28 protein-coding genes and 1 pseudogene are annotated in these 25,823 nt (G+C 64.5%); 11 read left to right on the top strand and 18 right to left on the bottom strand.

Translation table 11 applies throughout. The features are described 5' to 3' along the window. Positions 1-278: 278 nt before the first annotated feature. The gene (locus tag NDO75_RS05550) at positions 279-710 is read left to right on the top strand and encodes a DUF2267 domain-containing protein (RefSeq protein ID WP_310905101.1); all 432 of its coding nucleotides are present in this window, start codon (positions 279-281) and stop codon (positions 708-710) included. Between the two features lie 3 nt (positions 711-713). On the opposite strand, the gene NDO75_RS05545 is transcribed toward NDO75_RS05550, so the two are convergent. The 3 genes from NDO75_RS05545 to NDO75_RS05535 form a co-directional block, all read right to left on the bottom strand. Further along, a complete protein-coding gene (locus NDO75_RS05545) occupies positions 714-1,598 on the bottom strand; it encodes a universal stress protein (RefSeq protein WP_310905100.1) in 885 nt (294 codons plus the stop codon). A gap of 208 nt (positions 1,599-1,806) precedes the next feature. Then, positions 1,807-2,670, bottom strand: coding sequence for a universal stress protein (locus NDO75_RS05540; protein ID WP_310905099.1), 864 nt, complete (start codon positions 2,668-2,670; stop codon positions 1,807-1,809). Positions 2,671-2,721: 51 nt separating this feature from the next. Further along, a complete protein-coding gene (locus NDO75_RS05535) occupies positions 2,722-3,159 on the bottom strand; it encodes a universal stress protein (protein ID WP_310905097.1) in 438 nt (145 codons plus the stop codon). 224 nt (positions 3,160-3,383) lie between these two features. On the opposite strand from NDO75_RS05535, the gene NDO75_RS05530 reads away from it, so the two are divergent. Then, positions 3,384-3,722: a hypothetical protein gene (locus NDO75_RS05530; RefSeq protein ID WP_310905096.1), complete on the top strand. Its 339-nt coding sequence runs from the start codon at positions 3,384-3,386 to the stop codon at positions 3,720-3,722. A 34-nt stretch (positions 3,723-3,756) separates the two neighbouring features. Here NDO75_RS05530 and NDO75_RS05525 read toward each other — a convergent pair whose 3' ends face one another. Then, positions 3,757-4,488, bottom strand: a complete 732-nt coding sequence (locus tag NDO75_RS05525; protein ID WP_310905094.1) for an SDR family NAD(P)-dependent oxidoreductase — start codon at positions 4,486-4,488, stop codon at positions 3,757-3,759. Positions 4,489-4,541: 53 nt separating this feature from the next. Next, complete coding sequence (locus NDO75_RS05520) at positions 4,542-4,685, bottom strand: hypothetical protein (protein WP_310905093.1); 144 nt, start codon at positions 4,683-4,685, stop codon at positions 4,542-4,544. A 148-nt stretch (positions 4,686-4,833) separates the two neighbouring features. Between NDO75_RS05520 and NDO75_RS05515 the strand changes: the two genes are divergently transcribed. Further along, positions 4,834-5,232, top strand: coding sequence for a thiamine-binding protein (locus tag NDO75_RS05515; RefSeq protein WP_310905092.1), 399 nt, complete (start codon positions 4,834-4,836; stop codon positions 5,230-5,232). A 48-nt stretch (positions 5,233-5,280) separates the two neighbouring features. Here the strand turns inward: NDO75_RS05515 and NDO75_RS05510 are convergent, their stop codons facing one another. The 6 genes from NDO75_RS05510 to NDO75_RS05485 form a co-directional block, all read right to left on the bottom strand. Beyond that, positions 5,281-6,888 carry a long-chain-fatty-acid--CoA ligase gene (locus NDO75_RS05510; RefSeq protein ID WP_310905091.1) on the bottom strand — a complete coding sequence of 536 codons (1,608 nt, stop codon included), beginning with the start codon at positions 6,886-6,888 and terminating at the stop codon, positions 5,281-5,283. A 7-nt stretch (positions 6,889-6,895) separates the two neighbouring features. Beyond that, positions 6,896-7,411 (bottom strand): acetone carboxylase subunit gamma, encoded by a 516-nt coding sequence (locus NDO75_RS05505; protein WP_310905090.1) that lies wholly within the window; start codon positions 7,409-7,411, stop codon positions 6,896-6,898. A 4-nt stretch (positions 7,412-7,415) separates the two neighbouring features. Further along, positions 7,416-9,671 (bottom strand): hydantoinase B/oxoprolinase family protein, encoded by a 2,256-nt coding sequence (locus tag NDO75_RS05500; protein WP_310905089.1) that lies wholly within the window; start codon positions 9,669-9,671, stop codon positions 7,416-7,418. Next, entirely contained in the window at positions 9,668-11,827 is a 2,160-nt protein-coding gene (locus tag NDO75_RS05495; protein ID WP_310905088.1) for a hydantoinase/oxoprolinase family protein, read from the bottom strand. Before NDO75_RS05495 ends, NDO75_RS05500 begins: the two co-directional genes overlap by 4 nt. 139 nt (positions 11,828-11,966) lie before the next feature. Further along, on the bottom strand, positions 11,967-12,662 hold the full coding sequence (locus NDO75_RS05490) for a helix-turn-helix domain-containing protein (protein WP_310905086.1): 696 nt from the start codon (positions 12,660-12,662) through the stop codon (positions 11,967-11,969). Between the two features lies 1 nt (position 12,663). Next, positions 12,664-14,208, bottom strand: a complete 1,545-nt coding sequence (locus NDO75_RS05485) for an AMP-binding protein (protein WP_310905085.1) — start codon at positions 14,206-14,208, stop codon at positions 12,664-12,666. Positions 14,209-14,476: 268 nt separating this feature from the next. On the opposite strand from NDO75_RS05485, the gene NDO75_RS05480 reads away from it, so the two are divergent. Then, a complete protein-coding gene (locus tag NDO75_RS05480; RefSeq protein ID WP_310905083.1) occupies positions 14,477-15,052 on the top strand; it encodes a DUF5806 family protein in 576 nt (191 codons plus the stop codon). A 64-nt stretch (positions 15,053-15,116) separates the two neighbouring features. Next, positions 15,117-15,872 (top strand): PAC2 family protein, encoded by a 756-nt coding sequence (locus NDO75_RS05475; protein ID WP_310905081.1) that lies wholly within the window; start codon positions 15,117-15,119, stop codon positions 15,870-15,872. Between the two features lie 124 nt (positions 15,873-15,996). Here NDO75_RS05475 and NDO75_RS05470 read toward each other — a convergent pair whose 3' ends face one another. From NDO75_RS05470 to NDO75_RS05460, 3 genes are all read right to left on the bottom strand, one after another. Beyond that, on the bottom strand, positions 15,997-17,184 hold the full coding sequence (locus NDO75_RS05470; protein ID WP_310905080.1) for an MFS transporter: 1,188 nt from the start codon (positions 17,182-17,184) through the stop codon (positions 15,997-15,999). 59 nt (positions 17,185-17,243) lie between these two features. Next, complete coding sequence (locus NDO75_RS05465) at positions 17,244-17,591, bottom strand: hypothetical protein (RefSeq protein WP_310905079.1); 348 nt, start codon at positions 17,589-17,591, stop codon at positions 17,244-17,246. Positions 17,592-17,899: 308 nt separating this feature from the next. Further along, positions 17,900-18,325, bottom strand: coding sequence for a universal stress protein (locus tag NDO75_RS05460; protein ID WP_310905078.1), 426 nt, complete (start codon positions 18,323-18,325; stop codon positions 17,900-17,902). A 275-nt stretch (positions 18,326-18,600) separates the two neighbouring features. Between NDO75_RS05460 and NDO75_RS05455 the strand changes: the two genes are divergently transcribed. Continuing rightward, positions 18,601-19,047: a universal stress protein gene (locus tag NDO75_RS05455; RefSeq protein WP_310905077.1), complete on the top strand. Its 447-nt coding sequence runs from the start codon at positions 18,601-18,603 to the stop codon at positions 19,045-19,047. A gap of 4 nt (positions 19,048-19,051) precedes the next feature. Here NDO75_RS05455 and NDO75_RS05450 read toward each other — a convergent pair whose 3' ends face one another. Further along, positions 19,052-19,234, bottom strand: a complete 183-nt coding sequence (locus tag NDO75_RS05450) for a hypothetical protein (protein ID WP_310905076.1) — start codon at positions 19,232-19,234, stop codon at positions 19,052-19,054. A 202-nt stretch (positions 19,235-19,436) separates the two neighbouring features. Then, complete coding sequence (locus NDO75_RS05445; protein WP_310905075.1) at positions 19,437-19,730, bottom strand: hypothetical protein; 294 nt, start codon at positions 19,728-19,730, stop codon at positions 19,437-19,439. Positions 19,731-20,093: 363 nt separating this feature from the next. Here NDO75_RS05445 and NDO75_RS05440 point away from each other — a divergent pair, with 363 nt between their 5' ends. Both NDO75_RS05440 and NDO75_RS05435 read left to right on the top strand, forming a co-directional pair. Continuing rightward, the gene (locus tag NDO75_RS05440) at positions 20,094-22,523 is read left to right on the top strand and encodes a PAS domain S-box protein (RefSeq protein ID WP_310905074.1); all 2,430 of its coding nucleotides are present in this window, start codon (positions 20,094-20,096) and stop codon (positions 22,521-22,523) included. Beyond that, positions 22,516-22,865, top strand: a pseudogene (locus NDO75_RS05435) (response regulator). Before NDO75_RS05440 ends, NDO75_RS05435 begins: the two are co-directional and overlap by 8 nt. A 148-nt stretch (positions 22,866-23,013) precedes the next feature. On the opposite strand, the gene NDO75_RS05430 reads toward NDO75_RS05435, so the two are convergent. Next, positions 23,014-23,307 (bottom strand): helix-turn-helix domain-containing protein, encoded by a 294-nt coding sequence (locus NDO75_RS05430; RefSeq protein WP_310905178.1) that lies wholly within the window; start codon positions 23,305-23,307, stop codon positions 23,014-23,016. A gap of 108 nt (positions 23,308-23,415) precedes the next feature. Here NDO75_RS05430 and NDO75_RS05425 point away from each other — a divergent pair, with 108 nt between their 5' ends. Both NDO75_RS05425 and NDO75_RS05420 read left to right on the top strand, forming a co-directional pair. Continuing rightward, positions 23,416-23,628 carry a hypothetical protein gene (locus tag NDO75_RS05425; RefSeq protein WP_310905073.1) on the top strand — a complete coding sequence of 71 codons (213 nt, stop codon included), beginning with the start codon at positions 23,416-23,418 and terminating at the stop codon, positions 23,626-23,628. A 170-nt stretch (positions 23,629-23,798) separates the two neighbouring features. After that, the gene (locus NDO75_RS05420) at positions 23,799-24,539 is read left to right on the top strand and encodes a redoxin domain-containing protein (RefSeq protein ID WP_310905072.1); all 741 of its coding nucleotides are present in this window, start codon (positions 23,799-23,801) and stop codon (positions 24,537-24,539) included. A 188-nt stretch (positions 24,540-24,727) separates the two neighbouring features. Here the strand turns inward: NDO75_RS05420 and NDO75_RS05415 are convergent, their stop codons facing one another. Then, positions 24,728-25,567: a VOC family protein gene (locus tag NDO75_RS05415; protein WP_310905071.1), complete on the bottom strand. Its 840-nt coding sequence runs from the start codon at positions 25,565-25,567 to the stop codon at positions 24,728-24,730. Positions 25,568-25,644: 77 nt separating this feature from the next. Here NDO75_RS05415 and NDO75_RS05410 point away from each other — a divergent pair, with 77 nt between their 5' ends. Continuing rightward, positions 25,645-25,794, top strand: coding sequence for a hypothetical protein (locus NDO75_RS05410; protein ID WP_310905070.1), 150 nt, complete (start codon positions 25,645-25,647; stop codon positions 25,792-25,794). Positions 25,795-25,823 lie beyond the last annotated feature (29 nt).

The following is a 25,823-nucleotide window of genomic DNA, read 5'->3' as shown; positions in this document are numbered from 1 at the left end:
CTCGCCGATTCCATATCAGAACGGGACCCGTACCGTATCGAATCGTCTGCCATTCTGTCGCCCGCTTCCCGTGTTCGACCCCGCGATTATTGCGATGGTATGCCGTACATCGCCGCCGTCAGTTAAATATCATCTCTACGTATTCCGGGCGTTCGGCACCGGAAATAACGAACGCTGCGTTTCCCTCGACGCGACAGGACGACAGTCATGCAGCGACACTGTACAGTTTCCGCTCTCGGAATAGGGCTTTACGTCAGTCATCGTCGTCCGGAGAGCGCATGAACTTCGACGAATTCATCGGCCAAGTCCAGCACCGACTCGAGCTACCGGGTTCCGGGGACACGGTTCGAGCCATCCGGGCCACGCTCGTGACGCTCGGACAGCGAATTCCGGCCGGTGCGGCCGAGGATCTCGCCGGATCGCTGCCGATGGAGATCCGGTGGTACGTGACCGGCGCCGTCCACGACCACGGCCAGCGATTCGACTGGCACGAGTTCGTCTCTCGAGTCAGCGAGATCGAACGGGTCGATCCGTCGACGGCGGCCTATCACGCACGGGTCGTCATCGACCTCGTGCACAGTCAGGTACCTGCGTCCGATTTTCAGCAACTCCGCGACCAGCTCCCGGAGAGTCAGGACGACGAGAACTGGGGCAAGCTATTCGAGGTCGTCGACGCCGGCGGGTGGCAGGAATCCGAAGCGAACGAGTGAGCGTCACTCGACGGTACCGTCGGTCGTCTCGGACGCCCGGACGGTCAGCACCGGGCTCGGCGCGGTCTGGAGGACGCGCTCCGTGACGCTGCCGAGCAGTTCTCGCTCGGAGCCCGCGTCGCTTCGCCCGTGGGTCCCCATGACGAGCAGGTCCGCGTCTTCCGACTCGGCGTACGCAGCGATCTCCCTGTGGACCGTTCCGACGGAGACCGCAGTTCGCACCTCGAGTCCCGCTTCGGCCGCCTTCTCGGCCGGCGCTTCGAGGGCCGCCCGCGCGTTTTCCTCGAGGCGGCCGATCAGCCGGTCGGTTTCGTCGTCGGCCCCGTAGCGCGTCGCGCTGACCACCGTGAGGAGGTGGAGCGTCGCCCCCGTCTCCGCCGCCGTCTCGACGCCACGCTCCAACGCGGCGTTCGCGTGGGCGCTTCCGTCCGTCGGTACGAGAACGCGTTCGAACGGGAAGACCCGCCTGACGTCGTCGCTCGCCCGAACGACGAACACGGGTATCGGCGCATCGCGGACGACGTTCCGCGTTTCGCGTCCCAGTGCTAGCCGTCCGGTCCGCCGCCGTCCGTGCGACCCCATGGCAATCGCCTCGATATCGTGGGCCGCGGCGTACTCGAGGATCTGCTCGCGAGGCACTCCGTGTCGAATCTCGGAGACGACGGATGCGCCGGCAGCGTTCACCAGTTCGTCAGCAGTCTCGAGTATCTCCTCGCCGCGTTCGGACGCACCAGCGGGCACGTCGTCGGTTCCGTCCGTGTCGCGCTCCGTCTCGGCGACGTACAGCAGATGGACGGTCGCCGACGGCGACGCGACTTTGGCCGCGAGCTCGATCGCAGCGGTGGCGGGACCGCTCCCGTCGGTCGGAACGAGGAGTCGATCGAACATACCCTACGTTCGACCGTCGCTCACTTACAGCTATCCCGCTAGCTGCTCGGTTCGGTGTGGACGATACGAACGGGCGGCCATCGGTGGCTCTCATCAGCACCGCCTCTACCGACGGGGATCACTCGAGGACCGCTTCGGCGGGCTACCGAGGCGTTCGCGTCGAGTCCGGACCGATCCCGTCTCCGTGCGGGTCCGCCAGCGACTACACCTACGACTGGTCTTTAACCGAGACCACCGGAACGTCGGTGTGGCGGACCACCCGCTCGGTGACGCTGCCCAGGAGGACCCGGTCCAACCCGGACCGCCCGTGGGTGCCCATGACGATGCAGTCCACGTCGTGCTCGTCGGCGTAGGTGAGGATCTCGCGGTGGGGCGTCCCGGTCAGGACCGCCGCGTCGGCGGTCGCGACGCCGGCGTCGCCGGCGCGTTCGACGACCCGTTCGGTGACGCGCTCGCCCGCGTCCTCGAGCGCGTCGAGAGCGACGGCCGCGCTCTCGTCCCAGAAGACGCCGAGATCGACGACGTTGACGGCGTGGAGCGCTGCGTCGGTCGCCGTCGCCAGTTCGATGGCGTGATCGACGGCCGCCGCGGCGCAGTCGCTGCCATCGGTCGGTACCAGCACCGAGTCGATGGTCGAGTCGACGACAGTCTCCTCGTGGACGGTCACGACCGGTACGGGCGATTCGCGAAGGAGCCGCTCCGCGACGCTCCCCAGGACGAACCGGTCGAGTCCGGTGCGGCCGTAGGTCCCCATCACGAGACAGTCCACGTCGTGGTCGTCCGCGTATTCGAGGACCGCGCGATAGACCGGCCGGCCGCCCTCGAGAATCGTTCCCGTCGCGTCGACGCCGGCGTCGGCCGCCAGCTCGGTGCCTCTCGTGACCGCTTCCTCGCCGAGACGGGCGAACTCGTCTGCCGCGTCGTTCTCGGACTCGGGCAGGCGCTCGCCGAACTCGAGGACGTGGACCACGTGCAGTTCGGCGTCGAACCGACGGGCGATCGCGACGGCTGCCTCTGCCGCGGCGTCGGCGACATCGCTTCCGTCGACGGGAAGGAGGATTCGTTCGTACATGGTGTTCTCGACCGATAGTTCGCTCCGTATCGGCCTTATTCTAGGGGGCGTTCAGGCGGTGAACACGGGGATATCGAGCGAGCCCACCACCCGGTTCGTGATCGAGCCGATGAGCGGTTTATCGGGGTCCGAGCGCCCGCGTTTGCCCATCACGACGAGATCGATGTCGTGGTCGTCGACGTACTCGAGGATTGCCTCGACGGGCGTGTTCGCCCTGACCATCGTAACGCAGTCGACCCCGGCGTCGTCGGCGAGGTCTTCGATCTCCGAGACGAACGATTCGCCCTTCTTCTCGAGGCGGTTCCGGGTCTGTGCGATGTCGCTCGGGACTGCGACGTAGTCGGCGTCTCCCATGTCCATCGCGTACAGGACGTGCAGGGTCGCGTCGTTTCGCTGCGCGAACTTGATCGCCTGTTTGGCCCCGTTGCGGGCGGCTTTGCTACCGTCGGTCGGAACGAGAATGTCGTCGAAGTCGTATGGTTCGTCCATAGCTAACGTACCACACCATAGTAAGTGATTCTTCCCCTACTTCCGATACCGCGAGGCGACTGCTGGCGTCGAGTCAGTGAAATCGAACCGTCCGGTGCCGTCGACCCGCTGCAAGCAGACGTAACGGTGCCGAGCGCCCACGGCGGTCTGCCGTCGACTCGCTCGTTTCCTTCTCACGGCGCGCGCACGCCGGGATGGCTTTTTTCCGCTCCTCGGAGAGCAACATGTCAGTCGAAGAACTGCAAGAGTACGGGCTGGAGAAGATGAGCGACACCGAGATTCGAAACTTCCTGTCGAGCCAGAAGACCGGCGTCCTCGGTCTCCCCCAAGAAGACGCCCCGTATCTGCTTCCGCTGACCTTCGGCTACGACGGCGAGACGTGGCGGCCCGGACTGTTCGACACAGCGACTCTCTCGGGCGAGGTCACCGTTTACGAGTTCAGCGTCGACGAGCAGACGGGAATCAAACATCAGGGGCTTCCACCCGCCCTCGAAACGGGCGACGAACAGCAGCGACGTTCGGCGCGTTCCACCGCGATATTCACTCTCTCGGTCGGAGGATAACGCCTGACGCTCCGGATCGCGAGACGCACGCCCTTCAGTGGGCCGTCCAGCCGCCGTCGACCGGGATGTTCGCCCCGGTGAGATACGAGGCCCCGTCGGAGGCCAGGAACACCGTCAGCGGCGCGATCTCCTCCGGTTGCGCGGGCCTGTTCATCGGCGTCTCCTCGAGGACGTAGCTGTAGAAGCGCTCGGACTCGAGCAGGTCGCTCGTCATCGGCGTCTCGACGAAGCCGGGACAGATGCTGTTGACGCGGACGCCCTCCTCGGCGTAGTCGACGGCGACCTGCTGGGTGAAGTTCACGACGCCGCCCTTGGCCGCGGAGTACGAGGCAGCCCCTCTGCCGCCGACCAGTCCGTAGATCGAGGCGGTGTTGATGATACAGCCGTCGGTCTCCTTGAGATGCGGCAGCGCCGCTTTCGTCCCGTGCATGACGCCGTCGAGGTCGACGGCGACGACGCGCTCCCACTCCTCGAGACTCATCTCCTCGACGGACGTCTCGCTCGCGATACCGGCGTTGTTGACCATCACGTCGAGTGTTCCGAACTCGTCGACGGTCGCTTCGACCAGCGCCTCGACCTGATCGTACTCGCTGACGTCGGTCTGAACGAACTCGCAGCCGAGCTCGTCCGCGACCGCCTCTCCCTCGGATTCGGCCTGATCCGCGATGACCACGTTTGCCCCTTCGTCGACGTATGCGGTGGTGATCGCCTTGCCGATACCCGATGACCCGCCGGTAACTATCGCGGTTTTCCCTTCGAGTTGCATTGTCGGTTCCGGGAGCCGGTACGACGGCTATGGTAAAAGGGGCGTGGCAACTGTCACCGCGAGGTGGAGATCGGCCAGCATCGTTTCCCGCTCGCCGCGATCTCTATGACGTTTTCGGCCACCTGACGCGCGTGCTCGCTTCCGTCGGTTGCTAACGGGATCGGGCGCATACAGGTGTTCATCTCTCGTGCTTTCATCGTCGTTTCACCGACCGGGTTCGGAAACGGACGACTCGGCACTGGCAGGGTCCCCTCGAGGCGGGAAAGCGTTTTGAGGCCGCTCGATGGAGGGCGCACCGTACCGACACGGCGACCGGAGCCGTGAACGCGGTACCGGAGAGAAACCATGACAGTCATCGCACGGTTCGAGGTCATCCCGATTCGAGAGAGGAGTATGTCTGAGGCGATCGCCAGCGCGCTGAACGCACTCGATCGATTCCCCGTCTCCTACGAGACGACCGCGACGGACACGATCATCGAAGGCGAATCCGTCGGCGACGTGTTGGCCGCCGTGCAGGCGGCCCACGAAGCGATCGACGGTGATCGCGTGATCACGTCACTGGAACTCGACGAGACCCGGGGGCGTAGGCAGAGTATGCACGACCGCATCGAATCGGTCGAACGGATGCTCGGTCGGCCGCCGCGAAAGGTCCGCGGGCCCTCGCAGCAGCCATCACAGGGCGGCGGCCGGTCCCGAACCCAGCCGCAGACGCACCGCTCACAGTCGCCCGGCTGGCAGCGGTAGTCGTCCGAGCTCGTGCTTCCGAGCGGTGGCGAGAGCGGGGCAGCCTGATCAGCCGACGGCCCGCTCTTCGTCCTCCCAGTACGGTTCGCGCAGCGCCTTCTTGTCCATCTTCCCGTACGGCGTCTTCGGAATTTCTTCGCGGAAATCGACGGACTTGGGTTTCTTGTAGTCTGCCAGCCGTTCGTCGGCGAACGACAGCAGTTCGTCCTCGGTTAGCGACGCGTCGCCGCGTGGGACGACGACGGCCTTGACCGCTTCGCCCCAGTCGTCGTCGGGGACGCCGATCACCGCGACCTCGGCGATGCCCTCGTGTTCGTCGAGCGCCTCCTCGACCTCCGTCGAGTAGACGTTCATCCCGCCGGAGATGATGAGGTCGCTCGCCCGATCGAGGAGGTAGACGTAGCCGTCCTCGTCGCGGCGGCCGATATCGCCAGTCCTGACCCAGCCGTCGACGATCGTCTCGGCGGTCGCGTCCGGACGCTCGTAGTACTCGGCCATCGCGTACGGCGACCGCGCGAGGATCTCGCCGCTCTCACCGGTCGCCACTCGATCGTCGGGGTCACCGGTCTCGGCGTCGACGATGCGCACGTCGGCCATGAGACACGACTGGCCGGCCGACGAGAGCCGCTCGTCGCGGTCGGTCTCGACGGCACGCCGGTGTTCCTCCTTGCCGAACGTCGTGATCACGTTCGGCACCTCCGTCTGGCCGTAGAACTGCAGGAACACCGGTCCGAACGCCTCGAGTCCCTCGCGGAGCCGTGCCGGGGTCATCGGCGCCGCGCCGTAGGCGAGGGTCTCGAGCGAGGACGCGTCCGCCGACTCGAGGTCGGGGTGATCGAGCACGCGGTAGATCATCGTCGGAACCATGAAGGTCCAGGTCACCGCGTGGCGCTCGATCAACTCGAGCGCGGCCTCCGGCTCGAAGCCGGGCCTGATGACCGCGGTCGCCCCGGTCAGCAGGGCGCTCCACAGGAACATCCCGGCCGAGTGGGGCAGCGGCGTCATCAGCAGGAGCGTGTCGTCGCCCGTCACGCCGAGTTCGACGATGTGGGCGTAGACGTTGGTCGTGATCCCGTCGTGGGTGTGAAGGACGCCCTTCGGTTTGCCGGTGGTGCCGCCGGTGTAGTAGTGCCCGGCTACGTCGTCGACCGTCGGCGACTGCTCGGGCGGGTCGGGCTCGTCGCCGTCGAGGTCGGCGAACGGGACGAACCCCTCGGGCGAGGCGTCCTCGATGCCGACGACCGTCTCGAGGTCCGGCAGATCGTCCCGGATCGATGCGATCGTGTCCGCGAAGTTCGGCCCGCAGACGACCGTCCCGGCCCCGGAGTCGCGAAGCATGTACTCGAACTCCTCGGCGGTGAGCATGTCGTTCAGCGGAAGCTTCGCGGCCCCCGCCTTGATCACCGCGAGATCGGCGACGACGTACTCGAGGCGGTTGGACATGACGAGCGCGACCCGGTCGCCGACGCCGACGCCGTGCTCGACGAGCCCCCGCGCGACGGCGTTGGCACGGCGATCCAGTTCCCGGTAGGTCAGCGTCCGGTCGCCGTCGACGACGGCGGTCCGCTCGGCGTACTTCCGGAGGCCGGTCTCGAAGGCGTCCTTCAGGGTCGACCCCGGCTCGGTCGCCGCCGAGGTCGCGATGGCTTCGCTCATCGCTCGATCACTGGCTCGCCTCCGTCGCGTCGGGCGCGGGCTCCCCGAGCCACTCCTCGTAGAAGACGTCGATATCCGGCTCGAACGGCTTCAACACCGGGTAGCCGGCCGGAACGGCGTCGACGTCCAGCAGCGCGTAACACTCGGGGCAGAAGAACTCCCGGAGCTGGAACGTCCAGTCGGGATCCGGCGTCATCCACTTCGGATAGAGGTCTCGCATCTCCTCCTCGCTCTCCCGGACGCGGATCTGACACTCGGTCTTCCAGTTGTCCTCGAGCGGGCCGAACTCGTGGCCGCACTCGCCTTTCACGATCCGGCCGTCGTCGGTGCCGACGGCGAACAGGTGGTCGTTCAGCGGGACGAGGATCGGCTCGTCCCAGTCGACGCGGTCCTGGAGGATCTCGCGGGTCACCTCGAACCGCTGGCCGTCCTTCGGGTCCGGAAGGACGTCGTTTCGCAGCTCTTCCCACTGCAGGTCGCCGTCGATGAGCTTTGCTATCTGGTTGCGGTCTGTCGTCGACATCGTATCACGCCTCCTCCGTCTGGTCGAATCGGAAGCCGTCGTCCAGGTCCCAGAACTCGCGGAAGAACGCGGCCCACTCCTCGGACTGGTCGAGCACGCCGTCGTACATCCACTTCGCCGGATCGCTGACGTCGCCGTCCTCGATTCGTTCGCGTTCCTCCTCGTGGAACTCGTCGTAGGACCGGGTCTCTTCCCGGCGTTCGTCGCGCAGTTCCTCGCGGCGCCGCTCGGTCGCCTCCTCGTCGAGTTCGAACTCGCGGTCGTCCTCGTCGAAGTCGCCGACGACGCCGTACACCTGCTCGACGATATCGGGCGTGTAGATGCCCTCCTCGACGTCCTCGACGATGAGGTCGATCGGCCGCTCCAACGGATCGCCGTAGCCGGTGCCGCCGCCCATCTGGTAGTGGAGCAGGTCGCCGTTCTCGAACTCCTCGGGGAAGTACATCCCCTTCTGGGTGCGCCGCACGTCGCCCTCGATCTGCTCCTCGAACGACTCCGTCGGCGAGTCGCCGACCGGATACGGCTCCCCGTTCTCGAGCCGTTCCTCGAGGTCGGTGTCGTGGGCGCGAAGCGAGTAGTTCAGCGCGTTCGGATAGCCGCCGGCCATGCCCGAGGTCGTGAAGCCGACGCCGGGGACGACGTGCTTGTACAGGGAGACGTCCTCGCTGTTCGAGACGGTTCGGATCCCCTCCCAGCCGGTGCCGCCGCGGTACTTGCCGTGCCCGGCGGTGTTGGGTTTCACCTGACGGGAGAGGTACGGCAGGCCCCACTCGATGAGCTCCCACTCCTCGACGTCGCCCATGTCGGACTCGGGGTTCCACATCGCGTAGCCGTAGTCGAGGCCGTCGCGAACGGCGGAGGCGCCGAGTCCCTGACAGGAGTGCTCGAACGGGGACACCGGGAAGTAGTCGTCCATCGGCTCGTACCAGCCGCCGCCCTGTACCGGGTCGCCGGTCTCGGAGTAACCGGAGACCACCTCCTCGCGGAACCCGCGGGCGAAGAAGGCCCGCGAGACGTTCTTCCAGAACGCGTTGTACGCCGGCATCAGCGAACCCCAGGACGTGTGATACGAGAGGCTCGGATCGTCCGGATTGACGATGCTGCCGTCGGGGTAGTTCGTGTCGACGGCGAAGTACGAGCCGTCGTTGACCTTCCCGTCGTGGAGGATGCTCTGGGTGAGCGACACCCAGAGGCCGCCCTCCATCGCCCCCTCCGCGCAGTTGTACGGGTGGGGGCCGGGCGGGCTCGCGCCCTCCATGTCGAGCTCGAGGCCGCCCTCCTCGTCGACGGTGACCTCGACGGGGAGGTGGTTCATCATGTCCTGCTTGGCCGAGGGCTTCCAGGCCTCGTCCTCGAAGGGGACGGGCATGAAGCTGGCGTCGCGATACGTCCCGGGGAAGAACCGCTCTTTGACCCGGGAGTGGAGGGTCTGTCGCCCCTCCTCGACGGCCTCGCGGGAGAACTGCTTGAACGTGTCCACGCCGACGTCGTCGATCATCGACTCGACCGCGTCGCGGACCATGTGACAGCCCGCGAGGCGGCACTTCTCGTCTAGGTCCCAGTACATCGGCGTCCGGACGGCCCGCTGGGCGCGGTCGCGCCAGTCCTGGTAGATCTCGTCGTTCTCGCCGATCTTCTCGCAGGTGGCGTAGAGGCCGTCCTCGTAGCGGGTCGTGCTGGCCAGCTGGTCGTGGCCGCGGGTCATCCCGCCGATGTCGACCTGGTGGGTGACGCCGTCGACCCACGCGACGAGCTCGCCCTCGTGGAAGATCGGCACGATCGTGTGGACGTCCGTCGTGTGGACGTTGCCCAGATCGTTGTCGTTGTTACAGAAGATGTCGCCGGGCTGGATGGTCCGGTCGTGTTCGTAGTCCTGTTCGATCATGTACTTGATCGCCAGCGAGCCGGTGTGGACGTGGACGATGATCCCCGTCGAGAGGGCGATGCAGTCGCCCTCCGGCGTGTACACCTGGAAACAGAGCTCGCCGATCTCGCGGACGATCGGCGACGCGCTGACGTGCAGTGCGGTCTCCCGCGCGGACACCAGCGCGCCGCGGAGTCGGGAGTACATCTGCTCGTACTCGAACGGCTGTTCCTCCTTCAGTTCGAGCTCCTCGAGGCCCTGATAGCGCCCGGTCTCCTCGCGGAGCCGCTCGCTCTCCTCGAGCATCTCGTGGAGCGTCTGGTCGTCCCACCCGATCGGGGGGTCGACCCGCTCGTACTGCGTTCCGGCGTCGGTCTGTCTGTCTGGTTTGCTCATGAATCGGACTGTTGTAGGTGGAAGATGCGGTTTCTGTCGAGCGATGCCTCGAATCCCGGTGGGACGAGCGTGGTCGTCGCGGGCGCTTCGATGACCGCCGGCGCGTCGACGACGTTGCCTGCCTGCAGTTCCGACATCTCCCAGAGGTCGGCGTCGTGCCAGGCACCGTCCCAGTAGATCTCGCGCTCGCCGCGGCTGGCCGCCTCGGGCGGCGTCTCGCCGACCGGCTCCTCGTCGGGGAGCGTCGGGCTCGGCGACGGCGCGATGCCGGTCCCGACGGCCATCGTGACGGTGTACCCCTGTTCGGGGCTCTGGGCGGCGCGCTGGAACACGCGCTCGAACTCCCGCTCGTAGACGTCGATGACGTCGACGATGTCGTCGGCGGAGAGTTCGCCCGACCAGATCTCGTGGGGAATCGTCACCTCGAGGTCGTCGAGCATGCCGGTGTACTGCATCCGGACGGCGGGATCGAACCGCATCTCCTCGACCTCGATCCCGTCGCGCTCGAACGCGTCCTCGGCCTGGTCGCGTAACTCTTGGAGCGTGTCGGTCAGCGCCGTCGCGACGGCGTCGGCGTTGCTCAGATCCGGCTGGATCATCAGGTCCAGCGAGTGATCGTACCGGTAGGCATAGTCGGCCGTCGCGCAGCCGAACGCGGAGAACGCCGCCGCCCAGTCGGGGATGAGCACGTCCTTGAAGTCGAGCTCCTGCGTGTAGCCGGCCGCGTGCAGCGGTCCGCCGCCGCCGTAACTGACGAGATGGTAGTTCTCTGGCGAGTAGCCCAGGCCCAGAATCATCGCGTTCAGCTCGTTCGTCATGTTGCGCTCGACGATGTCGAGCACGCCGCGAGCGGTCTCGTAGGGATCCTGGTCGAGCGGTCCGGCGACCTGCTCCTCGATGTACTCCTTCGCTCGGTCGACGTCGAGATCGATGTCGCCGCCGAGGAAGTAGTCCGGGTTGAGATACCCCAGCATCGCGGTACAGTCGGTCACCGTCGGCGTCTCGACGCCGCTATCCCTGTTACAGACGCCGACCTGATAGCCAGCCGAGTCCGGGCCGACCTCGAGTCGGTTCGACGCCTTGTCGACGCGGACGTAGGAGCCGGTCCCCGAGCCGATGGTGTCCATCGCCGTCATCGGGATGTTCACCATGAACTGCGAGAGGCTCTGGTCCCACCGCGTCGGGTAGTGTCCTTCCGTGATCAGTCCCACGTCGAAGCTCGTCCCGCCGACGTCCGAACAGACGAGGTTGTCGATGCCGAGTTCGTCGGCGAGGAACTCGGCCCCGAAGATGCCGCCGATCGGGCCGGAGATCATCGTCTCGACGAGCCAGTCGTGGTTCGGCGAGATGGTTCCGCCCGAAGAGGACAGTACTCTGAACGGCGCGTCGTTGCCCTGCTCCTCGAGGGCCTCCTCGATGCCGTGGAGCTGTTCGCGCGACGGGTCGACGGCGTAGGCCTCGAGGATGAGGCTGTTCAGCCGCGGCAGTTCGCCCCGGACGGGGTTCTGCTCGCTCGAGAGCCAGACGGGAACGTCGACGCCGCGGTCGTCCATCACCTCGGCGGCGATCTCCTTGATGCGCTGCTCGTGCTCCGGATTCTGGTAGGAGTAGACGAGCGAGACGCAGATCACCCGTACGCCGCGATCGAGCAGTTCACCGACGGCTTCGCGGGCCTCCTCCTCGTAGAGGGGAACGAGTTCCTGGCCCGCCATCCCGATCCGGCTCCGGACGCCCCGGATGTTCTCCCGCGGAACGATCGGCTCCGGATGCTCGTGCTCGCGAGCGTGCAGCCGACCGGAGTACGGCAGGTCGACCCACGACTGGATGCCGCGGCCGAACCGGTGGGTGTCCTCGAACCCTCTGTTCGTGATGACGCCGATGTTCCCCTCGCCCTCGCGCTCGAGTAAGCGGTTGAGCATCGCCGTCCCCGAGTAGACGGTTCCTCTGAGCGTATCGGCCGAGTCCTCGATCGACGTGCCCCAGTAGCCGAGCGCGTCGTCGAACGAGTCGATGACCCCCTCGGATTCGTTCTCGGGCGTCGTCTGTGCTTTCCCGACCGTGTAGTTGCCGTCGTGGTCGACCACGAACGTGTCGGTCATCGTCCCGCCCGTGTCCAGCGACAGCAACTCCGGATCGTTTTGCTCCTCAGCCGCCATCGTCACTCCCTCTCCGTTGCTCGCCCCGCTTCGGGCGAGTCCGCTGTGGTTGTCAACACCATGCACGACCCTGTGCCACGCTATCGCACAACTAGGTTGGGACGATGCGGCGAGATATATATCGCCGGTTTAAGTCGGATCACTCCACGGGACCGAACAGGACTTCGAAGAGACGCTGCTCGGCCCGACGGAGACGTTCGCTGACCGCCGATTGGCTGGTCTCGAGCCGTTCGGCGACGTCCGTGCCGGTCGCCTCCTGTGGCACTTGGAAGTAGCCCATCCGGTATGCGGCTTCCAGCGCCGCCAACTGGTCGCGGGTCAGCTTCCCCCGCACCGTCTCTTTCAATCTGTCGCCGCCGAGGAGAAACCCGACGGTGTCGACCTGCGTCGTCCCCAGCAACTCGAACCCGTCGTAGGTGGTCTCGAGGGTGTCGGCGAACTCCTTGAGGTGGTTCCAGTCCCGGAGCGTCACCGCCGCGCGGAGCCGATCGCCGTCGAAGAGGACGCGGTGCGGGACGGCCCGGCCGCGGGTGATCGTCGACAGGACGAAGTCGTCTCCCTCGTCGGCGAACAGGACGGCGTGGTGGATGGGCGGATCGGTTCCGGCGGTCCGGCTGTCCACCACTTCGACCGTCTGCAGCGCCGACAGCGACGATTCCGGCGACGCGTCCGCCGTCGATGCCACGAGCGTGAGGTACTCGAACCACTGGCCGTTCCCCGCGTAGATCGCGTTGTCCAGTTCGATCGTCTCGAACGCCTCGCACGCGTCGACGACCCTGGCGAGTCGATCGTCGAGTCGTAACTGAAACCGGACGCGGAGCAGGTCACTGGACATGTCACCAGTACGGCTCCCGGAGGAGGCGCTTGTTGATCTTCCCGTACGGCGTCTCGGGCAACTGTCCGACCGTGTCGATCGACTCCGGGAGGGCTCGCTCCGGGAGTTCGCCGGCGCAGAACTCCCGTACCGACTCGACTGTGAGGTCCGCGTCGCCCGCGGGCACGACGATCGCCTTCACGCGTTGCTCGACCGCGCTCCGATCGAGCGCCTCGTGAGCGTCGCTCGGTTCCCTCGGAACGCCGATAATCGCGACCTGACTGATCGCGGGGTGGCGCTGGACGACCCGTTCGACCTCCGTCGAGTACACTGCTTCGCCGTCGACCGTGATGACGTCCTGAATCCGATCGAGCACGTACAGCCGTCCCTCGTCGTCGACGTAGCCGACGTCGCCGGTCCGAATCCAGTCGTCGCCGTCGGCGAGCGTGCTCCGATTCAGGTAGCCCGCGACGGCGTACGGCGATCGAACGCCGATTTCCCCGACGTCGTCGCCCCAGTTCGTCTCGTCTTCGAAGATCGTGACCTCGGCCAACTGCGCCCGACGCCCCGCCGAGCGGAGCCACGCCTCGTTCTCGGGGTCGTGTTTCGACTTCGGGAGCACGGCCACCAGGTTCGGTACCTCGGTCAGCCCGTAGAACTGGACGAACACGTCCCCGAGGGTCTCGATCCCGTCGGTCAGCTTTGCCGGCGGGATCGGCGCTGAACCGTACGCCAGCGTCTCCAGGCTCTCGAGATCGTGGCCGTCGACGGCTGGGTCGTCTAACAGCCGCGCGATCATCGTCGGAACGAGGTACGTCCAGGTGATCTCGTTCCGGTCGATCGTCCGGAGTATCCGCTCGCTGTCGAACCCCTGCTGGAGGTGGATCGTCCCACCCTGCATCAGACCGGCCAACATGAACTTCCCCGCCGAGTGACCCAGCGGCGTCACCAACAGCATCTCCGTGCCGTGACGGACCTCGAGCTCGTTCACGTGCGCGTACATATTCAGGATCGTCGCGTGGTGGGTGTGGAGCGTCCCCTTCGGCGAGCCGGTCGTGCCGCCGGTGTAGTGGACCGCGGCGACGTCCTCGGGATCGATGGACGGCGACGGCGGATCGGCGTCGACCCGCGAGAGCATATCCCGGTACCGGTGAAACCCCAGCGGCGGCTCTGACTCGTCCGTGACGCCGATGAGATAGTTGAACTCCAGCGGCCCGTTTCGGAGCTGTCGGGCGGTCTCGAAGTGATCCGGCCCGACGACGAGCGTTCGAAGTCCAGCGTTCCTGCAGATCGGCTCGATCGCCGATCGATCGATCCGATCGTTGAACGGGATGGCGGTGACGCCGGCCCGTGCCGCACCGAGCTGGGCGACGACGTACTCGCTCCTGTTGCCGAGCAGTATCCCCACTAAGTCTTCGCGACCGAGTCCGACGGATCCGAGAACGTTCGCGAAACGAGCGCTCCGTTCGTCGAGCGCCGCGTACGTGAGCTCGCGGCGGTCGTCGACGAGCGCCGTCCGATCGCCGTATCGCTCGAGGAACCCCGCGTAAAAGCGATCGAGCGCCATCGTCGTATCAGATCGCCCACCATTGATCATTGTTAGTAAGTCACGGCCACATCGATGCTTATAAATCTCGGTGCGAACGGTTTCCCGCTCGAGGGAACGGGCACGTCCACTTTCACCGCGCTTGGCTCCTCCTTAACTTCGATCCGGCCGTTCCCGGTGATGCGAATCGCGTTCCGCTCACGACAGCGCGACCGCGAGCGGAGACCCCGGTCGGCGGACCGCGGATCGTTCCCGCGGCGGGGCTTCGGGCGACTACCTGACACACACCATGCCCGACGAATCCACATCCACGGACGGCGAATCGACCAGCAAATACGCCGGCAATCCGGACGGCGAGCGGTTCACGAAGATCCGTACTGCCGACTACGACCGCGTCAACGAGTTCCTCAAAGAGCGGACTGCGTTCACCGCGCGGGAGTGGGCGATCGCCCGCGCCTGCCAGGACTTCCGCACTCCGACGGGCGTGCCGATGCAGACGGTCGGCAAGCACCTCCCCGAGATCGTCCCGTTCATGGAGGAGGCGTACTCGGGACAGTCGGTGAGCAGCGCGAAGTATCGCTTCGACGAAAAGGTGCAACGCGCGGCGAACACGATGCTATACGGCGCGCTCTCCGGGTTCTACACGGCCGACGAACTCGACGAGATCCTCTACGAAGCCGTCGAAACGGCGACGCTTTTGATCGAAACCGAAGGCGGCACGATCGATCTCGAGACCGAACAGCGCGTCGAGTCGGAACTCGCCGCGTATATGAACGAGGTCAGAGCGACGAGTCGGGAGGTGTCGGCCCAACTCGTGGCCGAGAGCGAATCGGGTGACGGTGCGGCCGACGAGAGCGTGGACTGACCGTCACTCGAGCGGTGCGTTAGCCCCCCTACGAATATGTATCGAGCGGGCGTACCGTGTCGGTATGACGACTGGAACCTCCGACGCGACGTTTCACCGCTCGATGGACCTCGACGCGGAGACCCCGACGCTGATCGAGGGGTTGCCGGGACACGGCCTGGTGGCCTCGATCGCCGTCGATCAGATTACCGACCAGTTGGGACTCGAGCAGTACGGCGCGATTCGGTCGGACACTCTCCCGCCCGTCGCGTCGTTCGCGGACGGGCTCGTACAGGATGCGGTGCGCGTATACGGGGGAACGGACCCCGACATCATGACGCTCCAGAGCGACGTGCCGATTCCGGAAGCGGCGTTCGACGAGTTGAGTCAGTGCGTCCTGGAGGAGCTGGCCGAGGACTTCGGACGCGCGATTTTCCTGGCCGGTGCCCCCGCTCAGTCGGAAGACCAGCAGGGCGAGGTCGTCGGCGTCGCGACGACCGAGTCGATGCGAGACGAACTCGAGGCGGCCGACATCGAGATCGCCGACGACTCCGGGGTGGTCGGCGGGGTCACCGGGGCGTTCGTGACTGCGTGCTATCAGGCCGACGTTCCGGCAGCGCTGTTGCTCGTGCGGGCGGATCCGCGCCTTCCGGATCCGGCCGCGGCGCGGTCGGTGATCGAGAACGCGCTCGAGCCGCTCGTCGAGTTCGACATCGACACCGACGAACTCCGCGAGCAAGCTGAGGAGATCCAGCGCAAGAAGCAACAGGTTGCACAGCAGTTACAGCAGGCACAGGGCCAGCAGGACGAGTCCGCGCAGGTACGGGGAATGTTCCGATAGGGCGCTCCGGTCGATTACCGCGCCGGCGTCACTGCATCAAATCGCTGCCGACGCCGGCGTTCCGTTCGATTCCCCGAGCGGATGGCGCGCCGATACTCGAGCGAGGATCGCGGTCCCCAACGGCTCACCCGGTGTTCGTCCCGGTCGCGATCGCCCAGAACGAGACGACGGTCACGAGGAACGTCAGCAGAATCGCGACTACGTAGCTACCCGTATAGGCGACGCTAGCGGTCCCGAGCGGCGGCATAGCGAGCGCACCGACCCCGCCGGCAACGTTGAACACCCCGACGATCGCGGTGTCCTTCTCGGGATCGTATACCTGCATGAGGACGGGGACGTACAGCGTCGCACAGCCGCCGAGCCCCAGCCCGACCAGGACGACGCCGACGGCGAGAATCGGAACCGGCGGTGCGAAGAAGAGGACGACGCCGGCGGCCGAACAGCCGAGCGACGCGAGAAACGCCCGCCTCGAGCCGATGCGATCGGCAAGATAGCCGCCGCCGATCCGGGAGACGATACTGACTCCGCCGATGAGTCCGAACGTGGTCGACGCCGCCGCCTCGGTCAGCCCCCGCGCCGCGAAGAGATCGACCGCGTACGCGGCGAGCAACTGGTACCAGGCGAACGCGAGTCCGACTCCAACGAACAACAGTCGGAACGTCCGGGTCCCGGCCAGCCGGCGGACCCACTCGAGCACCTCTCCCACCGTCGTCGCGGACCAGCTCGCCCATCGTGGGCGGCGACACGTGACGCCGGCTATGAGAAAGGCGACCGCGGTCGCCGAGAGGACGAGCAGGAACCCTCGCCGCACGCCGACCGTCGCGAGGGCGTACTGCCACAGGGGCGGGAGGACGAACAGTCCGAGTCCATTGCCGACGAAGATCAGCCCCGTCGCGGCACCGCGGCGGGCGTCGAACCAGCGCGGGACGATCGACGCGAGCAGGACGAAGACGCTGCCGAGTGCGAGTCCGAGGGCCGCGAAGACGACGGCCAGACCGAGATACGACGCCGTGACGTACAGCGAGGGTGCGAGGAGCCCGGTCACGACCGCACAGGTGAGGAGAACGCCGCGAGCCGGCAATCGCGCGGCGACGATGCCGACTGCGCCGGAGCCGATGAAGAAGGTAAACAGCATGATCGAGAAGACGCTCGAGAGCGCCACCGGTGAGAGGCCGAAGGCTTCGCTTAGCGGCTCCCGAAAGATGCCGTACGAGAGCGGTGTGCCGAACGTGAACACCATCGCGACCGCACCGACGATCGCCACCGCCCAGCTGCGGCGGCCGTCCGGCGTCTCCTCGAACTCGCTCGTCACGTGTCACCGTCCCTCGTCCGCCGGCGAAAGGGTTCTGGTTCCACGAGGCCCGAGCGCGGTCAATCGTCGGCCGCAGCGTGGCCCAGCGTGGGACTGTGCCCCTCGATCGTTCTCGTGATCGCGTGGCGCACCTCCGCGAGTCGTGCACAGTCGAAACACCACGGAGGGCAATCGGAGTCGTGGCGTAGCGTATCGACGATCGCCTCGAGCTGTGTGATCGTAAAACGCGTTTCGCCGTCCTCGAGCGTCTCGAAGGCCTGGTACACCGCGAGCGGCGGCGGGTCGACGGTCGACGCGTCCGTCGCCGTCAGTTCCGCTTCGATTCGCTCGAGGAGGACGTGGTGAAGCGCCCAGAGATCGTCGGGCGAGAGTGGGAGGGCGATCGTTCGGTGGGCCGGTGTCGACATGGCTACAGCGTTACGTGTCTTATCGAGGCGGACGTGCATAACACTTGCTAACAGTTACCATTCCTGCGACTGTCCCCGGCAGGGGACGCAACCGTCGTTTCGTCGACCGTTATTGTAGTCACTGAAAGTCACTGCACACCCGATTGTACGATGGCTGTGCGATCGGGTGTACATCGTTTCAGTTGTTACTATAGGAGCAGGGACCCTCGACGTTCTCGTCGATTGCGCTCTCGAGCCGCGACGATGTGCGATCACTCGGGGTTCGAGACATCCGCTGGACGAGCGGCCACCTACTGACTCCGAGTCGATCAGCGCACGACGACGACCGGGACCGGCGATCGGCGGACGACGTTTTCCGCGACGCTACCGAGAAGGAGCCGCGACACTCCTTCCCGGCCGTGGCTGCCGAGGACGATCGTGTCGACTTCCTCGGTCTCTGCGTGTTCGACGATCACGTGATCCGGTTTTCCGGTGCGGATCTCGGTCTCGAGATCGACGCCGTGTTCCGCCGCGACGTCTGCCGCGTCGTCGAGGATATCGCGTCCCCGTTCGTCGGCCGCGTCGGCGGCCGGCACTCTGTCTTCCGGGTTCTCGAACAGCGCCTCGTAGCCGTCCGGAGCCGGGACGACGTACAGCGCGGTCACGTGAGCGTCGGAGAACGTCTCGAGGGCGTACTCGAGCGCGTCCGCCGACGGTGGGGAGCCGTCGTAGGGAACGAGGATATGCTCGCTCATAGCGCCCCGTACGGTATCAATTCACATAATACGCTCACCCCGGCTGCGCCGACGACCGCGGACGAACGTAGGACCGCCGACGGGCGGGACCATCGACCGTGGCGGACGTGGCCGGACTGTGCTTGCTGATTAGCCCCTCGTCCATTTCGAGTGCTCTCGGTACGATTCTTCGTCTCCCTCCGAACCGTCCGTCTCTCGGAACCGTCCCGATAGCGGGATCTATCGGCTCGTCTACCTGTGTAGCCGTTTTACGAGCCGGCGACGTACGTGGTGATATGAGCAAGCACATCCTCGTACCGATGGACGGCGCGCCGCTCTCCGAAAAAGCGCTGGAGGTGGCGCTTTCCGAGAACGACGACGCCGAGTTTACCGTCCTCCACGTGATCGACCCAGCCGATCCGGGCTACAGCTATCCGATCGACGTCGACGTCACGAGGGAACCCCTCCACGGCTCCGAAGCGTGGTACGACCGTGCCGAGGACCTCGCGGACGACCTCTTCGCGGCCGCTCAGGAAACGGCGGACGACTACGATGTAGAACTCGAGACCGAACTCGCCGTGGGCTCGCCGGCGCGCGTGATCGTCGACTACGCGACGGATCACGACATCGACCACATCATCATGGGGAGTCACGGCCGCGACGAGGAATCACGGATTCTACTGGGGAGCGTCACCGAAACGGTGGCATTTCGAGCGCCCGTTCGCGTGACTCTCGTCCGGTAGCGACTCACTCGATAAACCGAGTGCCACACCCCCCACAGTCGGCGACGAACTCGTGTTGCGCGAGGGCGCGGAGTTGCATCTCGGCACCACACTCCGGACAGGTGACGGTCAGCCAGTCTTCCCAGGTCTCGGCGTCGACGCGTTTCCAGGCACCGTCGTCGGACTCCTCGAGGTAGTCGGGGGCCATAGGAGAGACCACAGTACCGGAGCGGATAACAGTAGTTGGTACTATGGTTTCTTTATCCAGAGTTGAACGTGCAATCCACGTTCGGTATGGAGCAAGCAGTTTCCGAAGCGGCTATCGATCTATCCGAACCGTGCCAAAAGCCGCCTGCTGAATACAGAGGATGGATTCAGCACGACAGAGTGATCGAACTACATCCGTTCGATTATGCTGTGTCCATGTCAAGCGTCTCTTGGAGAGGCTCGACACGAAACACGTACTCCGCGTAACTGCCATCAAGATTCGTGGGACTCTCTTCGTCGGCATGCTCTTGACAGAGAACGGCCTCTGCCTCGACGGCGCCGTGCCCGGTTTCTTCCTGATATCGTTCGAGGACGACAAACGTCGCCCTCTCGGTGCAGCCGCGACGGTGGCACTCGGGAAGCGAGTCCGGAACTCCGTCCCCGCGTCGGTTCTCGTCGTCTGTTTGCTCCTCTCGGCAGTTTTCCGTGTCTGCCATCCCTACTCCTTAGGGAAGCAAGCGGCATAATGCTGTGGTCGTTCGTAATCTCGGAGATGCATACGCGCCTTGTATCTTGCAGAGGTTCAACGAACTACTGATCAGTTGTCAGAAGCGGCGTGCAAGATACAGAGGGTGAATGCAGCAGCGCATCAACAACAGGCCAGCGTGTGCTCAGGGAGTCTCTTACCGTCTTCACTTCTACCGAGGAACGGGTAGAGACGACCAGCAGGATTATCCCCGCTCCCGTTATCAAATGAATAATGAGGTCAAACCCGACTTCGATCCCTACTGCTGAAAGGGCCGATCGCGGGGCAGGCGGTAGCTGACCCACGCGTTCCGCAGTAAAGGGCCTCCCGAAGAATGACAAGAGAGAATACAAGATCGGACACGAGCTACCGATCTCAGACCAGGGACACCTCAAAGAAGCAAGTTACTCCTCGTGAGGAGCTGACTGGCGTACGCCGATTGATTCGCGCCATCGACAGGCATCCGTGGATGCGCGCCGTTAGTGGGCGATACTCACTCACGATCTTCGGGGTCCTGTTGATCGTCCTCGCCACCATGTTGGCGTATACGTTGGCCTCGGGGAACGCGTCACCGTTCGACATATTTATTGCCTTCAGCTTGTCCGCTGGTCCAGGAGTCATCCTCATCTACCGTTCGTACCAGTTGCCGGACACCGGCGTCGATCCTCGCTATTATCCGCTTATCGGTGTTTGGTGTTTCGGTAGCGCTGTCGTGACGGCCACGGCCCTCTGGCTCTATCACGTCCAACCTGCCGCCGGTACCTTGACTGCACCACTCCGAATCATCCTCAACCTGGCTTCGTTCGGTGCCATCGCTGGGTACGCTATCGGCTTCCACGATTCCCGGTCGAGAACGCGCGCAAGCGAACTCGAACAACGCAATACGGAACTGCGGCAAGCCCGAGATGACCTCGAAGAGTACGAGCGGATCGTCGAGACGGTCGATGACGGGGTATACGTCCTCGACGAGGCAGGACGGTTCCAGCGGGTGAACGACGGATTCGTCTCGATGACGCGTTTCGACCGGTCTGAGCTTTTGGGATCCCACGCCTCGGTGGTGTTCGGGAAAAATTTCGAAGACATCGACGCGGAGGCCCGCCAGCAGTTCGAGTCCGGCGAGACGGACGTCGCCTCGTTCGAGGAGGATATTTACACGGCCGACGACGAGGCGATCAACGTCGAGAGCCGGTTCAGGCATTTCGAGGTCGAGGGCGGGCGAGGTCGCGTCGGCGTCGTCCGCGACATTACCGAGCGCAAGCAGATGGAACAGGAGCTTCGCGAGAGCGAACGCCGGTTCCGACAGCTCGCTGAGCACCTCGACCAGGTCGTCTGGATGACGACCGCCGATCAGCAGGAGCTACTTTACGTGAACCCCGCTTACGAGGAGGTCTGGGGGGTGGACCGCGAAGACCTCTACGAGAACACCACGACTTGGGCCGAGACGATCCATCCGGACGATCGGGAGATGGTGGTCGAGGAATTCGAGAAGCAGGTGCAAGACGAGTACGAGGCCGAGTACCGGATCGTTCGCCCCGACGGCGAGGTTCGGTGGATCCACGATCGGGCTACCCCCATCTACGACCAGGACGGCGACGTCTATCGGATCGTCGGCGACGCGAACGACGTCACCGAGCGCAAGGAACGCGAGCAGCGGTTAGAACAGTTTGAGCGGATAGTCGAGACCGTCAACGACGGGGTGTACGCCACCGATGGCGAAGGCCACATCGTCTTCGTCAACGACGCCTTCGTCTCGATGAGCCAGCATACCCGGGAGGAGTTGCTGGGCGCTCACGGTTCGGCCTTCTTCGGCGAGCGTTTCGTGGACACGGACGAGGAGGAATGGCGCGAACTCATCGACGGTGAACGCGACTCAGTCGAGTTCGAGACGGAAATTATCGGGCCGAACGGCGAGGTCCGCGACGTACACAACCGGTTCGTCCCCCTCGAAATCGATGACGAGGTAGGCCGGGTGGGCGTCACCCGTGACATCACCCGACTAAAGGAGTACCAACGAGAGCTCGAGGAGTCCAACGAGCGACTCGAACGGTTTGCCTACGTGGCCTCCCACGACCTCCAGGAGCCCCTCCGGATGGTATCGAGCTACCTCCAGCTCCTCGAAGGTCGATACGCGGACGAACTCGATCAGGACGCCGAGGAATTCATCGAATACGCGGTCGACGGCGCCGAGCGGATGCGTGAGATGATCGAGGACCTGCTCGCGTACTCGCGGATCGATACCGAGGCCGAACCGCTCGAACCCACCGACTGTGGCGCTGTCATCGAGAACGCGCTCAGAAACCTCGAGCGACAGATCGAAGAGAGCGACGCTACCATCGACGTCGGATCCCTGCCCACGGTCGAAGCCGATCGGAATCAGCTCGAACAGGTGTTCCAGAACCTCGTCTCGAACGCAATTAAGTATCGCGGCGACGACCCACCGGAGATCGAGATCAGCGCCGAACGTGACGGTGGGGAGTGGGTGTTCCAGGTGGCCGACAACGGCATCGGGATGGATTCCGAGCAGACCGACCGTATTTTCGACGTGTTCGAGCGGCTTCACACCGACGAGGAATACTCGGGAACCGGTATCGGGCTGGCACAGTGTGAGAAGATCATCGACCGACACGGAGGCGATATCTGGGTCGAGTCCGAGCCGGGTGACGGATCGACGTTTTACTTCACCATCCCGGATGCTAATCGCTCGCCTGATTTCGGCGATCAGCCCAACGAACAGACCACGACGGCGGAGGAAACCGATGACTGATCGCCACGAACCGGCCGAAATTCTGCTCATTGAGGATAATCCCGGGGACGTTCGACCAATACGGGAGGCGTTCACGGATGGACGGATCAGCAACGACCTTCACGTCGTCACGGACGGGCAGGTGGCATCGGATTGCCTTTCGAGGACGATCCCGACCTGAAGCGCACTCCGGTGATCATCCTGACCGGATCGGACGCCGAAGAGGACATCGTGAGGAGCTACGAGGGATACGCGAACGCGCACCTCACCAAGCCGGTCGGCCCCGACGCGTTCACCGATCTCATCCGAACGTTCGAGGGGTTCCGGTTCGAAGTAGTCCGTCTGTCATCACCGGACGGGTAACAATACGGCGCAGGCACGCGAAATCGAGGCATCATTACCCTTGAGAGGTCTACAAGATACGCGCTGTATCTTGCACACCTCGCTCAATCTATCCAGCAGCTGGCAGAAAGCGCGTGCAAGATACGGAGGGTGTTTCCAGCGAATCGGATTAGGGACGGATATGCTCGAACACGCGGGATTCGATTTTCTGGAGATGCTCGCCCACGGTGGCAACAGAACAGTCCAGTCGGTCCGCGATATCACTGTGGGTTGCCTGCCGTGGAACGTCGTAGTATCCGAGGGACAGAGCGATATCCAGCACCTCTCGTTGGCGGTCGGTCAAGAGGGCCAAAATATGCTCTCCCGCGTCCGGATACGGGCCGATGCGCTCGATAGTCACGTCGAGTTCCGGCGGCACGTCAGCAAGGGCTTCTCGTAACACGTCGTTCGTCTCGCCGAGCATCTCCACGCTGAGCCGTCCGTCGCTGGTACTCCCGATCGGGAAATTGAAGAACACCTCGTGGATTCGGGGGAGCTCCAAGAACTGCTTCGTGACGGACGGTGGCCGAGCGTGTACATACACGAGCCCGACCTGTGGCTCCTCGCTGGAGATACTGTACCCGAGTACGTCCGTGTGGTCTCCCAGCAATCGTCTCGCTTCGTCGAGGTCTCCCCGGAGCCGGCCAAGGAGGATGACAGTTTCATCCGCGAGGACGTTGAGATGGTAGATTTGCTCTCGTTCGAATTCCGAGTTCGCACCGAACATTCTGTATACGATGTGTGAACCGTCCGGTTGGTCGAGCGTGAAGGTGACAGCCCGCATACGCTAGTCGGACTCCGGTTCGGTGCTCTCTGGATTCATTGCCCGTAGTTCGCTCCGCTTCGACTTATATACTACCGATAATACTAGGCAGCCTCCATACCTGTCCCGTCACCCTACTCACTGGTAGAACCATGGCTGAGTCACGAACGGATCCGACGGGAGACGGACCGACGAATCGGGCATATAACTACAGGCATTTCAGCCCGGAATACTACGACTTCAGAAGCTTCGACGGGCCCGAGCCGGGCGACGAGGCCCCCGATTTCGAAGCTGTGACGCTGGAGGGGGAGACGGTCGAGTTTTCGGATTTCAGGGGGAGTTGGGTCGTCCTAGAGACCGGCAGCATCACGTGTCCCATCACGGATTCGAAAGTTCACGTGATGGACGAACTCCAGAAGCAGTTCGAAGACGTGGTGTTCATCCTGCTGTATACGAGGGAGGCACATCCAGGAGAACACTACGAGGCCCACGACTCGTTGGAAGCCAAACTCGAACGAGCACGGACGTTTGCAGCCGAGTATGACGTTGAGCGCACCGTCCTCGTGGACGATCATGAAGGAACCGCCCACGGGAAATACGGGGGGATGCCGAACTCGGTACACATCGTGAATCCCGACGGCGTGGTCGTGATGCGAGGCGACTGGAATAACGTACGAACGGTGACGGAGGTACTCGAAAACAGGGACGAGAACAGAATCTACGAACGCGATATCTACCGAGGCCGCCCGGTATTCTTCACACAGAAGAAAGGGGCCACGAGAGTGCTAGCCGGTGCAGGCCCACGGGCTGTTTGGGATTTTATCAAGAATGCGCCGACACTCGCACTGATGCATCTGAAAAAAGAGTTCAGAAGTAAGCAGTCAGAAAAATAGCCCGGTGGATACGCGCCCTGTATTCAGCACGATTCTTTGAAGAGATACGCTGATTGGCAAGAATCTCAGCGGTCGATAAGCATCTGTAGTTACCGAATTGCTCGATTCGGTTTCGAGTGTGTTTCTGAATAAAGAAACCGTGCGACCATCGTCTGGTAAACGTGCCTTCGCGTCGGTGCTCGCCGCGTTCACTCCGCTCGGAGTCGGATCGGGATCCCGTCCGGATCGCGGATCTCGAGACTACGCCCTTGCTCCCGGATGAAGATATCCGCGCCCTCGAGGCGCTGCCGAACCGTCGCGAGCGCTCCCTCGTCCGAAACGACGAACTCGAACCACGCCAACCCACGGCCGTCGAGCGGTTTCGAGCGGCCGTTCCAGGTGTTCAGGCCGAGGTGATGGTGGTAGTCCCCGGCCGCGACGAACAACGCGGATCGGGCTGCCGTCTGTACGCGAAGCCCCAGCGTGTCGACGTAGAATGCCCGTGCGGCGTCGATCGAGGACACCTCGAGATGGACGTGTCCGACCGTCGTTTCGGGCGGGGCCGTCGCGGCCCCGTCCGACTGCGCAGCGACGTCGCCGAGGTCGAGCGAAACCGTCCCGATCCGTACCGATCCATCGTCCGTGCGTGGCCACTCCGCTTTCGGCCGATCCCTGTAGATTTCGACCCCGTTGTCCTCGGGGTCGGTGAGATACAGCGCCTCGCTCACGTGGTGATCGGACGCCCCGTCTAGCTGCCACCGATCGCGAACCCGCTCGAGCGCGGCGCCCAGCGCGGTCCGCGATGGGACCCGGAACGCGTTGTGGAACAGCCCCGCTGCCTCCCGACTTCTGGCCGGTGCGTTCTCGGCTCGCTTCAGGACGAGCAACGGCGTCTCGTCGACGCCGAGCGTCGCCGTCGTCTCGTCTCGTGCGTGGACCGCGAGGCCGACGACGTCGCGATAGAAGTCGACCATCGCGTCGAGATCCGCGACGAGCAGTGCAGTGCGGCCGATCCGCGCGGTGTCCGGAATAATGGGTGTCGCTGTCATCGGTGTCGATGTCTCAGTCGGGGAGGTCACTGGCTTCGGACGGAGAGACGATCGGCCAGCGTATAGGTGCTATGGGGGTGCTGCAGTTCAGTGAGCCGTCAGTCGTCGGCGCTGAACGGGTCCGGGTCGCACCGTCTGGCTCGAGGGACGCGCTCGCGGACGATCCGCCATCGATCACCCTCGCCGGACGTCCGGTTGTGGGCTCGGGCGGCGGGATCCGCGAGTAGCTACTTGTCGGTTCGGCCCGAACGAGGCG

This window comes from Natrinema sp. 1APR25-10V2, from assembly GCF_031626495.1.
Lineage (GTDB): Archaea > Halobacteriota > Halobacteria > Halobacteriales > Natrialbaceae > Natrinema.
Note: the sequence above shows the minus strand (reverse complement) of the source record. Positions and strands in the feature narration are given on the sequence as shown.